The 13,549-nt window shown below is 43.1% G+C and carries 12 protein-coding genes; all 12 read right to left on the bottom strand.

The features are described 5' to 3' along the window. Positions 1-10: 10 nt before the first annotated feature. The 12 genes from murA to BK580_RS01530 all read right to left on the bottom strand — a co-directional run bounded on the left by murA (position 11) and on the right by BK580_RS01530 (position 13,547). The gene (murA, locus tag BK580_RS01585; RefSeq protein WP_078378639.1) at positions 11-1,315 is read right to left on the bottom strand and encodes a UDP-N-acetylglucosamine 1-carboxyvinyltransferase; all 1,305 of its coding nucleotides are present in this window, start codon (positions 1,313-1,315) and stop codon (positions 11-13) included. A gap of 32 nt (positions 1,316-1,347) precedes the next feature. After that, complete coding sequence (locus tag BK580_RS01580) at positions 1,348-2,151, bottom strand: YwmB family TATA-box binding protein (RefSeq protein ID WP_078378638.1); 804 nt, start codon at positions 2,149-2,151, stop codon at positions 1,348-1,350. 534 nt (positions 2,152-2,685) lie between these two features. Continuing rightward, on the bottom strand, positions 2,686-2,916 hold the full coding sequence (locus BK580_RS01575; RefSeq protein WP_078378637.1) for a DUF1146 family protein: 231 nt from the start codon (positions 2,914-2,916) through the stop codon (positions 2,686-2,688). 241 nt (positions 2,917-3,157) lie between these two features. Then, positions 3,158-4,687 carry an NADH-quinone oxidoreductase subunit NuoN gene (gene nuoN / locus BK580_RS01570; protein WP_078378636.1) on the bottom strand — a complete coding sequence of 510 codons (1,530 nt, stop codon included), beginning with the start codon at positions 4,685-4,687 and terminating at the stop codon, positions 3,158-3,160. Between the two features lie 7 nt (positions 4,688-4,694). After that, complete coding sequence (locus tag BK580_RS01565; RefSeq protein WP_078378635.1) at positions 4,695-6,224, bottom strand: NADH-quinone oxidoreductase subunit M; 1,530 nt, start codon at positions 6,222-6,224, stop codon at positions 4,695-4,697. After that, on the bottom strand, positions 6,221-8,089 hold the full coding sequence (nuoL, locus tag BK580_RS01560) for an NADH-quinone oxidoreductase subunit L (protein WP_078378634.1): 1,869 nt from the start codon (positions 8,087-8,089) through the stop codon (positions 6,221-6,223). The genes BK580_RS01565 and nuoL overlap by 4 nt, the downstream gene beginning before the upstream one ends. Positions 8,090-8,256: 167 nt before the next feature. Continuing rightward, positions 8,257-8,571, bottom strand: coding sequence for an NADH-quinone oxidoreductase subunit NuoK (nuoK, locus tag BK580_RS01555; protein WP_078378633.1), 315 nt, complete (start codon positions 8,569-8,571; stop codon positions 8,257-8,259). Then, positions 8,568-9,089, bottom strand: coding sequence for an NADH-quinone oxidoreductase subunit J (locus BK580_RS01550; protein ID WP_078378632.1), 522 nt, complete (start codon positions 9,087-9,089; stop codon positions 8,568-8,570). The genes nuoK and BK580_RS01550 overlap by 4 nt, the downstream gene beginning before the upstream one ends. Next, positions 9,086-9,505: an NADH-quinone oxidoreductase subunit NuoI gene (gene nuoI, locus BK580_RS01545; RefSeq protein ID WP_078378631.1), complete on the bottom strand. Its 420-nt coding sequence runs from the start codon at positions 9,503-9,505 to the stop codon at positions 9,086-9,088. The genes BK580_RS01550 and nuoI overlap by 4 nt, the downstream gene beginning before the upstream one ends. 662 nt (positions 9,506-10,167) lie before the next feature. Continuing rightward, positions 10,168-11,178: an NADH-quinone oxidoreductase subunit NuoH gene (gene nuoH, locus BK580_RS01540; protein WP_078378630.1), complete on the bottom strand. Its 1,011-nt coding sequence runs from the start codon at positions 11,176-11,178 to the stop codon at positions 10,168-10,170. Next, complete coding sequence (locus BK580_RS01535) at positions 11,178-12,278, bottom strand: NADH-quinone oxidoreductase subunit D (protein WP_078378629.1); 1,101 nt, start codon at positions 12,276-12,278, stop codon at positions 11,178-11,180. Before BK580_RS01535 ends, nuoH begins: the two co-directional genes overlap by 1 nt. A 3-nt stretch (positions 12,279-12,281) precedes the next feature. Then, the gene (locus tag BK580_RS01530; RefSeq protein WP_078378628.1) at positions 12,282-13,547 is read right to left on the bottom strand and encodes an NADH-quinone oxidoreductase subunit C; all 1,266 of its coding nucleotides are present in this window, start codon (positions 13,545-13,547) and stop codon (positions 12,282-12,284) included. Positions 13,548-13,549: the final 2 nt, after the last annotated feature.

Raw genomic sequence — 13,549 nt, 5'->3', positions numbered from 1 at the left:
ATAGTGAAGTTTAAGCTTCTTTGATTTGTTCTAGGATGACTGTTTGTTCTTGTTCTACTGTGTTGACGCGTTCGATGTCTGCGCCAAGTGCTGCTAGTTTGTTATGGAAGTTGACGTAGCCACGGTCTAAGTGTTTAAGTTCCGTTACGCGTGTGTAGCCGTCTGCAATTAATCCCGCTAAGGTTAATGCTGCTGCTGCGCGTAAGTCTGTTGCTGCTACTTCAGCACCTTGAAGGCTTGATGGTCCATTGATCACAACGGATCGCCCTTCAATCTTGATGTCACCGTTCATACGACGGAATTCTTCCACGTGCATGAAGCGGTTTTCAAATACTGTTTCCGTAATCATACTAGTGCCTTCTGCTGCAAGCAACAAGGACATCATCTGTGATTGCATATCCGTTGGGAATCCAGGGTGCGGCATTGTTTTAATATCAATTGCCTTTAACTTTTCTGGTCCAATAACACGTAATCCATTTTCTACTTCTTGGAATTGAACGCCCATTTCTTCCATTTTGGCAATAAGTGAGCTTGAGTGTTCTGGCACTGCACCTTCAACAATAACATCTCCACCAGTGATTGCTGCTGCTACCATAAAAGTACCTGCTTCAATACGGTCAGGGATAATGTTGTGCGTAGATCCGTGTAATTCAGAAACTCCTTCAATTCTAATCGTTCCAGTACCCGCTCCACGAACCTTTGCTCCCATGGAGTTCAAGAAGTTCGCTAAATCCACGATTTCTGGCTCTTTTGCCACGTTCTCTAAAATCGTTGTTCCTTCTGCTAGCGTCGCCGCCATCATAATGTTCTCAGTAGCTCCAACACTTGGGAAATCTAAATATACCTTCGCGCCTTGTAATCTTCCGTCTACCTCAGCATCGATATATCCGTTTCCGACTTTCACTTTTGCACCCATTGCTTCAAAGCCTTTTAAATGCTGATCAATTGGTCTCGAACCGATTGCACAACCTCCAGGTAAAGCAATTTGAGCTTTCCCATTACGTGCAAGTAATGAACCCATTACAAGTACAGATGCACGCATTTTTCTTACATATTCAAAAGGTGCTTCTATATTTAGCTCTCTTGTTGCATCGACAATTATACGATTATTTGCAAAGTCAACATCGGCATTTAAATAACGCAAAACCTCATTAATCGTATAAACGTCGGAGAGCTCTGGTACATCTAAGATTTCACATTTGCCTTTGCTAGCTAATAATGTTGCGGCGATAACAGGTAGTACTGCATTTTTTGCTCCCTCTACTTTTACAGTACCCTTTAACCTTTGTCCGCCGCGGACGATAATTTTTTCCAAAATTTTCCCCTCCGCGTCCTATGTTCTATATATTAGTATTCAACAGTAATAATTGGGGTGCCTACAATCACGGTAGTCTTATCGCCCAATCCTTGTTTTCGTAACCCGATTTGTAAGTTCATCTTTCCATGATGTGCCGGAAGAACATTATTCCACATTTCAGTATATGCTGTAACGGAAACAAAGGTATCTTCATTCAACTCTTCGATTACTTGTGCTGAAAATGCGTTTAACAAAATATTTGTCGTATTTTGCAAACCATCTTCAATTTTATCACTGAACTCGCCAATCATACAACTAAATATTTCATTGTTCCCTTGAGAAATACTGGTAAGATTAGAATGGAAGTTCTCTAAAATTTCATTTGCCAAGGTTTCTTCCCAACCATATCCAGTGACCTCATATAATAAGTACGATGTTGGGGCAGTATTTGTGTGGGTTGTGATGAGTTGAAGTGTTTCTTCTTGTTTGAGAAAATCGTTATAATTAGTCCCAACCGCTTTCCATTGATCCTCTTCCACTTCCACAGTCCAATTTAAATGGCCCATATTCTTTTTTAAACCATTTAGCTCTTTTTGAAAAGCTACTAAATCCCCAATTTTATAGACGTTATTTCTCGAATAAAGTTTCCACTCTTTAATATTAATTTTTTTATCTTGAAAAACTTGAGCAATATCAACGATTTCCATACTAGTTTCGTTTGGAAATTGTGCTCTGCTTCTTTCATTCCCAAGAATTACCCCTGTAAAACATATTAACAAACCGAATAATCCACAAACCGCTCTCTGTCCGTACTTTCTCCACGCTTCCCCGCTCATTACCTTCCCGTTAAACATATCCCCCACATCCCTTTCGCTCTACTCTCCTTACTATCCATTCTTACCACCTCCACGCCTCACATACATGGGAATAATCGTCAAATTTCTCATCGAGCCAAAGCGCTTATTTTATCGTTTTCAGAGTTACTTTTAGCATTATTTGGATTGCATTTTTGGGGTCACTTTTTGGGGTCAGGCACCGGCAGGATTTTTCTCTTTTTTGTCGAAGGGTGTAGTTCGTTGTAGGTGTTTCCTAGTTTATATATATACTGGATAAATATGAAAAAAAGAGGTAATAGCGAAATAAGGTTGGTTTTTGTTTTGTGAATTTGAGTATTTCATGAAGCAAATGCAAGGGGGAGCTTGGTTTTCGTTTTTTTATGATCTTAGGCGGGGCGACCGAGTGCGTGCTTTTTCTTTTCTTGGTTTTTCATGACCTCAGTGGTGGACTCTGGGTACATGCTTTTTCTTTTCCGGGTTTTTCATGACCTCAGAGATAGCCCACTGATGCACTGCTCTTCCTTTCCAGGTTTCACAGTACTATTTATAGCTCTACCACATCATCGGCAGTCTTTGTGACAAGAATAGGTAGTCTAAAAAGAAATTACTTACGGATGCACCTATTGCTATTGTCACGAGGATGAGTAGCAGTCGCATTTGCACGACTCTGTTGGGCTTCATCCATTGTTCGTAGTTAATGCATTGGAGCGCCCACCAGGTAATGCTTATGAAAAGCAGGTGGGACAAGATGCTAACTAATGCTTGTACACCAAAATCAACCATATTTTTCCCCTTTCTCACAACCATTTTAAAATTTTTTATGTATAATTTTTTTCATTCATGACACGATAACAACTGTGATTTTTCCCAAGATTTTCGCTTTGATGGAACCATTGTTTTAGTGCTTTATAGTAGTGGGGGTCTCGCCCCAAAAAAGCACCAAAAAAAAGAAGGAGCTCCCCAACTCCTTCTTCTAATTAAAACATATACCCCTTTTTCATGACAAACCGTAATTCGTTACTTTTTATTGACTTGCCTGGTTAAAGAAATCGAATAGCACATCAAAATGTCCGTTAAAGAAGTCGATTGCAAGGCCAGGTAAGATTCCAAATGCAATCGTTCCAACGCCGCATAGAATAATCGTAATCCAGATCCCGACTGGAATTTTGATTTTTTCTTGATCTGCCGCTGGGCGGAAGAACATTTGTGTCATGATGCCAAAATAGTAGAAATACGAGATCACGGTTGTAGCGATTAGGACGGATGCCAAGACGTAGGCATTGGATGGCTCTGTGATGGCGCCCATAAAGATCGATAATTTCCCGATGAATCCAGCGGTTCCTGGAATTCCTGCTAGTGACAGGAGGAAGATGCTCATTAAGACTGCTAACAGCGGTGAGCGCTGATACAGACCTGCAAACTGGCTGACATCCTCAGAGTCACTTTTTCTGGTCACAACTTGTAATATCGCTAGTGCACCGATGTTCATTAACAAGTACGCCACTAAGTAGAACCACATGGTTTCAAATAGAAATACTAGGTTAATCGATGAGATTGCGACAAGTAGGTAACCTGCATGGGCGATCCCAGAATACGCGAGCATTCTTTTAACATTACGCTGGCGCAGTGCAACGGTGTTTCCGATCACCATGGATATCACCGCTAAAATGGCGATGAATTCTTTTAGCGAGAAGAGCAAGGAAACCTCGCCAGATTGTGCCGGTGTCATTAAGAATAGCGTAATGAATAGGCGTGCAACGATGATAAATCCTGCTGTTTTCGACACAACTGCTAGGAATGCTGTAACTGGTGTTGGTGCGCCTTGGTAGACGTCTGGTGCCCACATATGGAATGGGGCGGTTGCGAGCTTAAAGGAAAGCCCGACGAACATCATGATGAAGGCTACCATCAATAGATACTGCATATCGCTTGCCCGTGTTTGGTTTAGGATTTGTGCCATTTCGATTAGGTTGGTCGTGCCGGTTAAACCGTACACATAACTCATTCCGAATAAAGTAATGGCTGTGGCAATCCCACCATTTATTACATATTTCATTGCTGCTTCATTGGAGCGTTGGTTCTTTTTGCGCAATCCTGCTAATACATAGGAAGATAGCGAAAGTAGCTCTAAACCAACGAACAGGGTAATTAAATCCCCACTTGAAGCCATGATCATTGTTCCGAGAAGTCCCGCTAAAAGTAAATAGTAAAATTCCCCGCGGTACTCTTTCAAGCTTTCTTTCGGGTCATAGCTGACAGCCATTAGCATGACAAAGGCCGCTCCGACTAGTAGGAGTAGTTTAAATGCTTTGGCAAAGCTATCGAGTCGGTATGTTTCGTATAGAATCGTCGTGACTCCCTCTTCGAAAAATGAGCCGACTAAAAATCCAATTGCTACTAGAATTCCTGCAAAACCGAACCATCCAAGGACTCGTCGGTCTATTTTTTTCGGTAAAAATAAATCTAATAGAGTGAGAAGGGTTGCTACACCAAGGATGATGAATTCTGGTGCCATAGCCCCCCATTTAAAGCTGAGTAGCGTTTCTAAATCCATCTCCGTTTCACCCCCCTATCCCTATAATAATGGCTTCGATGGTGGCTTGAAGCGGCTCTGCTAGAACGCTCGGATATACACCAATTAAGACAATAAAGAACAACAATGCAAACACTGGAATAAATTCAACACCGCGAAGATCAACAACCTTCTCTCCATATGGTGCTACTTTTCCAAAAGTCATGCCTAACACAGCTCGTAATAGATATGCTGCTGTTAAAATAATTCCGAGCGTACCAACTGCGGCAACGATCGGCATTTCTTTAAATAATCCTAAAAATGCTAAAAACTCACTTACAAACCCTGACATTCCTGGTAAGCCTAAGGACGCCATCGCACCGACTAAGAAGAAGCCTGCTGTTAATGGCATTACTTTTGCTAAGCCACCGAGTTTGTTGATATCTGTTGTACCGACACGCTCATACATCACGCCGATTAGGAAGAACAATAATGCCGCGATGAAACCATGTGAGACAACTTGGAAAATCGCCCCTTGGATTCCCACTTCATTTAGGGAAGCAAGTCCGATCAGCACAATTCCCATATGCGAGATACTGGAGTAGGCCAGTACCATTTTGAAATCTGTTTGAATTAGTGCAAGGAAGGCCCCGTATAGAAGGTTCACTACTCCTAAGATTGCAAGAATGAAGGCCATCTGTTCGAATTGTTCTGGGAAAATTCCTACCCCAAAACGAATTAACCCGTATGCACCGATTTTCAGAAGTACTCCTGCATGTAGCATGACGATTGATGGTGGCGCTTGAACGTGCACCTTCAGCATCCAGCTATGTAGCGGTACGATTGGAAGCTTCACACCAAATGCTACTAAAAGAGCGATAAGTAAGCCTAAACGCAGGTCATCTGTCATTTCTCCAAGGAAAAGACCATTGTCTCCTGCTTGAAATAGTTGCGTGATTTCTACAATGTTCATCGTTCCTGTTTTTGCAAAAAGAATGACGAATACAATTAGTAAGATTGCTGAGCCAAGTCCGTTATAGATTAAGAAACGGTAGGCTGCATTTTCTTTTTCAAAATAACCCCATTTCCCGATTAAGAAGAACATTGGAATGAGTGTTAACTCAAAGAAAAAGAAGAATAGTAATAGATTTTCAGCTGCAAAGACTCCGAGCATTCCAATTTGTAAAAGTAAGAAAAGGATGAAGTAACCCTTCCATTCTTTTTTTACATGGATAGAGGCGATTGCCGCTAGTGTTGAAAGAACGGCGGTTAGTAGAATCATTACTAACGAGAAACCATCTAATCCTAGCTCATAGGAAATCGGCTGGTATGGCTGTGTGCCATATAAGAGAGGAGCTTCTCCCCCAAAGCGGATCCACTCTACGTTTATAGCAAACTGCTCGAGACCTGCTCCTGCTTTATACTGCCAGAAGGCGATAAGCGTAAAAATCAAGGACGGCAGTGTTGCCACAAATCCAACTAGCTTAATCAGCTGTTCATTTGTTTTTGGGATAAATAGTAGTGCAAGAATTCCTAATAGAGGGGCGAAAATCAAGATTGACAAGAAAAAGCTGTTCATCCTAAGTACCCCCCTGTAAATGCAAAGATAATCATTAAGATTGCTAGACCAAGAAATGCGACGGCGCCGTATACTTGTGTTTGTCCGTTTTGCATTTTCGCACCTAATCTACCGATGGTTTGTGTGGCATAGGCAACACCTTTCATCGTTCCGTGTACGAGAAATTCTTCGATATATTTCAAGAACAAGCTGATCACACGCGAGCCGTAGACAAAGGTCATTTTATAAAACTCATCGACAAAGTATTTGTTTCGTAAAATGCCATACAAATGCGGCGCGCCTGTGCTGAAGGTTTCGCGTTCGATGGAACGGCGGAAGTAGATTAAGTAGGCAATGCCGATTCCGGCAGCAGATACTAGGATTGCTGCAACCATAATCCACGCTGGTCCTTCAATATGTGATGGACCGTACATCTCTGTTCCCTCTGTTAGCCAGTCGCCTAAGAAGTGGCCAAACCAAGGCGTGTTCATGTATCCTGCCACAACCGCTAGTACCCCAAGTACGATCATTGGTAACGTCATTAAGGACGATGATTCGTGAACATGACGCTGATCCCCTCTTGGTTCGCCTGTGAATACAAGGAAAAACAAGCGGAACATATAGAATGCCGTAAAGAAGGCGGCGATTAATGCTAGTGCAAACAAGAATGGATTCCCATTTACCCAAGCAGCGATTAAAATTTCTTCCTTACTAAAAAATCCGGAAAAGAACGGAACACCTGTAATGGCTAGCGTTCCAATTAAGAACAATATTCCTGTTGTACGCATTTTTCTCCAAAGTCCGCCCATCTCATCAATATTTTGGTTATGAACGGCATGGATGACACTACCTGCTGCGAGGAATAGTAACGCTTTAAAGAAAGCATGTGTTGTTAAGTGAAACACCCCTGCAACATAGCCTGCAGAGCCTAATGCTAGCATCATGAAGCCTAGCTGACTGACGGTGGAATAGGCTAGTATTCTTTTAATATCCTTTTGAACAAGACCAATAGACGCGGCGAAGATTGCCGTGAAGGCTCCTACGATCGCTACGGTCATTAGCGCGGCCTCACTCGCGTTAAATAGCGGGAATAGGCTTGCTACTAGATAGACCCCTGCTGCAACCATTGTCGCGGCATGGATGAGGGCAGAAACTGGTGTAGGACCTTCCATTGCATCTGGTAACCAGGAATGAAGTGGAAACTGACCCGATTTCCCCATCGCTCCAATGAAAATAAGGATGGCAATGAGGGTGAGCATGCCCGCGGAAATCACTCCTTCATCCACTGCAGCAAAAATCACATCGTATTCAAAGCTTCCAACCTGCCAAAATAAAAGGATAATCCCGATAAATAATCCGACATCCCCGATACGCGTCATAATAAACGCTTTTTTGGCAGCAGCTTTTGCATCTTCTTTGAAAAAATAAAACCCAATGAGCAAGAACGACCCTACGCCTACTAGCTCCCAGAAAATATAAAGCTGAAGTAGATTCGGTGATATCACAAGTGCCAGCATCGCAAAGGTAAAGAGCCCAAGGTAGGCGTAAAAGATGTGAAAACGCTCATCTGATTTCATATACCCTTTGGAATAAATATGTACTAATAAGCTGACAAGCGATACTACGACAAGCATCAAGGCATTTAATTGATTTATTTCATAGCCCGCCGTTAAGGAAACATCGCCAATTTGAAGCCATTCGAATGTCGCCTTATAGGTTGGTGCTGAAAACCGTTCCCACAGTGCTAAAACAGAAAAAATTAAGGAAAATCCGATCAGTGCAATCCCGAGATACGCACTTGTTTCTTTTAACTTTTTTCCAATTAACAGAAGTAGGATAAAGGAGATCAGCGGAAAAAGCGGGATGATCCAAGCATTTTCCATCATCGTATCAAGTCCCCTTCTCTTACGTGGCATGTTTCACCCACGTTTAAAGTCAAAGCAAGTTGCCGGTGAATTCTTTTAGGATGATATTCAAAAAGTCTGGGATAATAGCGTCGGCGAATTTCTTCGTCAGCGCAGACCCTTTAATCCTTTTTGAACATGTATTTACATTAATTTTTCAACGAATTCATTTCATCGATATTCACCGTGCGACGGTTGCGATATAGCGCAATCAGAATAGCTAACCCTACCGCTGCTTCTGCCGCTGCGACCGTGATGGTAAACAGAGAAAACACTTGCCCTGTAATCGACGGGTTAATACCAAATTTACTAAAAGCAACTAAGTTAATATTCACTGCATTTAACATCAGCTCAATACAGATCAACACAATGACCGTATTACGCTTGGTTAGTGCCCCATAAAGACCGATGCAAAATAAAATGAGAGCTAGAACTAGGTAGGCTGATAATGGAACTTGTGTCATTCCTTGTTCGCCTCCTCTTCTTCATCATCACGTTTTGCTAAAATAATCGCTCCAACAAGCGCTACTAGTAATAGGACAGAGGTTAACTCAAACGGAATCACATACTTCGCGTAAATCGCTATCCCAATTTGCTCTGTATTATTGATATGTAAATCTGCTTGCTGGCTCCCTAAATCTAAGTTGTATACTCCAAGGTACACAACAGCCGCAAAGCCCACGACCCCCAACCCAACAAGGATCTTTTTTAACAAGCCTGTTGGTTCGGAATGATCATTATGACGTGTAAGCATAATTCCGAAGAGCATAATGATCGTAATCGCACCCGAGTAGATAAGAATTTGCACAAAAGCAACGAATTCAGCGGACAGCATCACATAAATACCTGCAATACTTATAAAGGTGAACACGAGGGCGACGACCATGTGCACGACCTTTGTAAGATTAAGCATGAGCACGCCACCGGCAATCGCAGCAACCGCGAGTCCCAAAAAGGCAATAAATTCACCGGATATACTCATGCTTTATTCTCCCTTCTGATGTTCGTATCATTTTCATCCAACCACTGCAGATCCTTGAACAAACGATCTCTACTATATTCCGCCAGTTCAAAGTTATTCGTCATAATGATCGCCTCAGTCGGACAAACCTCTGTACATAAATCACATAAAATACAAATCTCAAAGTTAATATCATACGTATCAATTATTTTCCCTTTTTTCGTAGGATCCGGATGTTTTTTCCCTGTGAGCTGAATACAGTCTGTCGGACAAATGTTGGCACATTGATTACAAACGATACACTTTTCCGGGTAGAACTTCTGGATGCCACGGAACCGATCCGGCAGTGGAAGCGGTTCTTTCGGGTAGTTATAGGTTACTTTTTTCTTTGTTAAGTTTTGTAGGGTATATTTCAAACCTTTTGCAAGACCGCGCATTTCGCTTCACCCCTATTCTTCCATTACGCTAGGTAAGAAAGGCATTTTTTTGGTTAAGATACATTTTGTTTCGGTTACCTTGAAAATAGGTAGGTTGCTTGTTAAACTCCCTGATGATTTCCGTGCCAGGTGTTCGCTTTCCGCGGGCGGTTCTCGAGAGCCTCCTCGGCAAAAATTCGCCTGCGGGGTCTCCCTTCGACACGCATTCTAAGCAGGAGTCTCACACCTTGCACTCCAATCATCAGGGGGGACGGGTTAAACTTAACGTTCAACAGAAGATCCTTTTTCATCATGAGGACCAGTTTAGATCAAATGCTTAACTGATCCATTTTCATACTTCATGGTGCAAAGATTTCTTTACATGAGTGTCTAATTTAAACGCCACTGGTGTGATTTTCTCTCTGCTTTTATTACCAGCTTGGGTAGCTCAGACCAACAGTAAGCTTTTACAGAGTCTTTTCTTCTAAATGTGTAACCGCCTCTCTGTTAAAATACCGTGTTGATTTTTAGTTACCTAGCTGTTGATTGGAGCACAAGGCGCAGACTCCTGCGGGAGATAGCGTTTTGTGGAGACCCCGCAGGCATAGCCGAGGAGGCTCCACAAGCGCCCCGCGGAAAGCGAAGCCTTGTGCGGAAATCAACTGCGGTGTTTAACAAAGCCTTTATTTAAAGAAGATTTCTTTAATAATTGCTGAGAAGAAGATGTTTGCTAGTGCTACTGGTAGTAGTACTTTCCAGCCGAATTCCATTAGTTGGTCCGCTCGCAGGCGAGGGAAGGTAACTCGAATCCAGATTAGTACGAAGACGACAACGCTAAATTTCAAGGCGAACCAAACGGCTCCTGGGATAAATTCAAGGAATCCAAACGGTGCTAACCAGCCACCTAGGAAAAGTACCGTTGTTAACGACGCCATTGCGAAGAGATACACGTATTCTGCAAGCATGAAAAATGCCCAGCGGAAGCCAGAATATTCAACATGGTAGCCGGCAACAAGTTCTGACTCAGCTTCTGGTAAGTCAAATGGCGTACGATTTAACTCTGCCACTGATGCGATAACGAAAACAATAAATCCAACAGGTTGCAGTAAAATAAACCAAGCGATATCTCCTTGCGCACCAACGATATCGTTAAGATTTAAGCTTCCTGCTAACAGGACGACCCCGATAACGGACATTACAAGCGGTACTTCATAGGAAATCATCTGTGCCGCTGCACGCATCCCACCTAAGAGGGAGTATTTATTATTGGATGCCCAGCCAGCCGCCACAACCCCAACCGTTGTAATACCAGAAATGGCGATGTAGTACAATAATCCGACCCCGATATCGGCAAACTGGAATTTATCCGTAAACGGGATAACGGCAAGTACTAAAAAAGCTGGTGTAAAGGCAATGACTGGTGCAAGAATATACAAAGGTCGATCCGCTTCTTTTGGGATCGTATCTTCTTTTATTAAGAGCTTTAGTACGTCAGCTACGGTTTGCAAAAGCCCCCATGGACCCCCAACCTGGTTCGGCCCCATCCGACCTTGCATGAAACCCATTACTTTACGTTCTGCAAGAATTCCGTATGTTACGAAGCCTAGGACGGCTAAAAGTAAAGCGGTCGCTAAGCCAAAGAAGATGAAAAAATTCGTCCAGGACGGTGCCGAATGTAATAGATCTTGCATCATTAGCCATCGACCTCCCCAAGGACAATATCAATTGCTCCTAAAATAGCAATCAAGTTCCCCATGTTTTCTCCTTCAAGTAGCTTCGGTAAGATCTGTAGATTATAAAAAGATGGACGGCGGAACTTTAAGCGATACGGTTCTTTTTTGCCATCACTTGCGATATAACAGCCAATTTCTCCACGTGGTGATTCGATTCGAACATAGGCCTCACCCTTTGGAGCTTTAATAATTCTTGGCACCTTCGCCATAATCGCGCCTTCTTTCGGAAACTGCGCAACGGCTTGTTCAATGATTTTTAGCGACTCCTCGATCTCCTCCATGCGACAGTGATAGCGGGCCCAAGCATCGCCACCTTCACGAGTCGGCACATCAAAGTCAAAACGGTCATAGATGGAGTATGGCTCATCTTTACGGAGATCCCATTTTACACCGGTACAGCGAAGGTTCGCTCCACTCAAGGAATAGGCTAAAGCATCTTCCTTCGTGTAAGTTCCTACCCCTTTTACACGGCTCATGAAAATTTCGTTTCCGGTGACAAGATCGTGATAGCCCTTGAGCTGCTCACGCATATATGGCACAAACTCTTCCACCTTTTCAATCCAGCCCTCTGGTGCATCCCACTTTACGCCACCGACACGCATATAGTTAAAGGTTAAGCGTGCCCCAGACAACTCATTTAAAAGATTAATAATCATTTCACGCTCACGAAACGCATACAGGAATGGACTAACTGCCCCAATATCTAAAAGGTACGTACCATACCAAACTAGATGACTTGCAACACGTCCAAGCTCCATCGCCAAGATTCTGAGGTATTCTGCACGATCCGGAATCTCTAAGCCCATCATCGTTTCTACTGCATGACAGAGCACATAATTATTCGTCATCGCAGAAAGATAATCCATCCGGTCTGTATACGGAATAATCTGTGTATATTGCAGGTTTTCAGCGAGTTTCTCTGTTCCACGATGCAAATACCCAATGACAGGTGTAGCCTCTTTAATAATCTCTCCATCTATCTTAATGACAAGACGGAACACCCCGTGCGTACTAGGATGCTGTGGTCCTACATTTAAAAGCATTTCTTCCGTGCGAATCATCTGCTACACCTCCACATCGTACGGCTCATAATCTTTTCGCAGTGGATATCCAACCCAATCATCTGGCATCATGATTCGCGTTAAATTCGGATGTCCGATAAATTGAATTCCCAATAAATCAAACGTCTCACGCTCCGGCCAATCTGCCCCCTGCCACAATGGCTGTAGCGATGGAATAACAGGGTTATCACGATCTATTTTCACCTTCAATGCTACTGACTGACGATTTTTATAGGAGTAAAAATGATTATAAATCTCCATATGTGTCTCAAAATCTGTCCCATGCATTTCCGACAAATATTCAAAGGTAAGTTGTTCATTGTATCTCAAGAATTCTGCTACTTTAAAATACGTCTCTGGTTTCGCTACAAGCGTTGGAACGTCTTTGGATAAATTATTAATGTAGGAATCTTCTAGGACGTCTTTTCCTAAGTGATCCGTAATTACTTTTACATATTTATCTAAATATTTCTGATTTGGTGAAGGCTCTTTTGAAACTTCTTCTGCGGCACTTGTTGCTCCACCCGATTTTGATGCTGCGGCGGCTTTTGCCTTTGCTGCAGCTGCGGCTTTCGCTTTCGCGGCGGCAATTGCTTTTGCTTTTTCTTTCGCTAAGTCGTCGTCCCCAGCGGTTGGTTCTGACGAGTCTCGGTTCTGTTTGGCTAGGGCTGCTGCTTTTGCCTTTGCTGCGGCCGCGGCTTTCGCCTTGGCGATTGCAATCGCTTTCGCTTTTTCATCAGTGCCTGTGTCAGCTTCGACGGATTCCCCTTGTTTGGCTAGAGCTGCCGCTTTTGCTTTGGCGGCAGCTGCTGCCTTTGCTTTCGCTGCTGCGACGGCTTTTTTCTTGGCTAAATCCATGTCATCGGCTGTGTCGTCATTTGTTTCTGAAGTAGTGGTCGCTTCTTGTTGCTGTTTTGCTTTCTGTTTAGCTAGAGCTGCGGCTTTCGCTTTGGCGGCTGCTGCTGCCTTTTTCTTGGCTAGCTCTTTCGCTTCGTCTTCGGGTGCTTCGCCATTTGTTTCTGGAGTAGTGGTCGCTTCTTGTTCTTGCTTTGCTTTTAGTTTAGCTAGAGCTGCTGCCTTCGCTTTTGCGGCTGCTGCTGCCTTTTTCTTGGCTAACTCTTTGGCTTCGTCTTCAGATGCTTCCCCATTTGTTTCTTGGTTTTTGGTCGCTTCTTGTTCTTGCTTCGCTTTTAGTTTAGCAAGGGCAGCTGCCTTCGCTTTCGCAGCGGCTTCCCTTTTTTGCTCCTCTAGACTTTTTTCCTCGCTCACTA

The organism is Sutcliffiella halmapala (assembly GCF_002019665.1).
GTDB lineage: Bacteria > Bacillota > Bacilli > Bacillales > Bacillaceae_I > Sutcliffiella_A > Sutcliffiella_A halmapala.
Note: the sequence above shows the minus strand (reverse complement) of the source record. Positions and strands in the feature narration are given on the sequence as shown.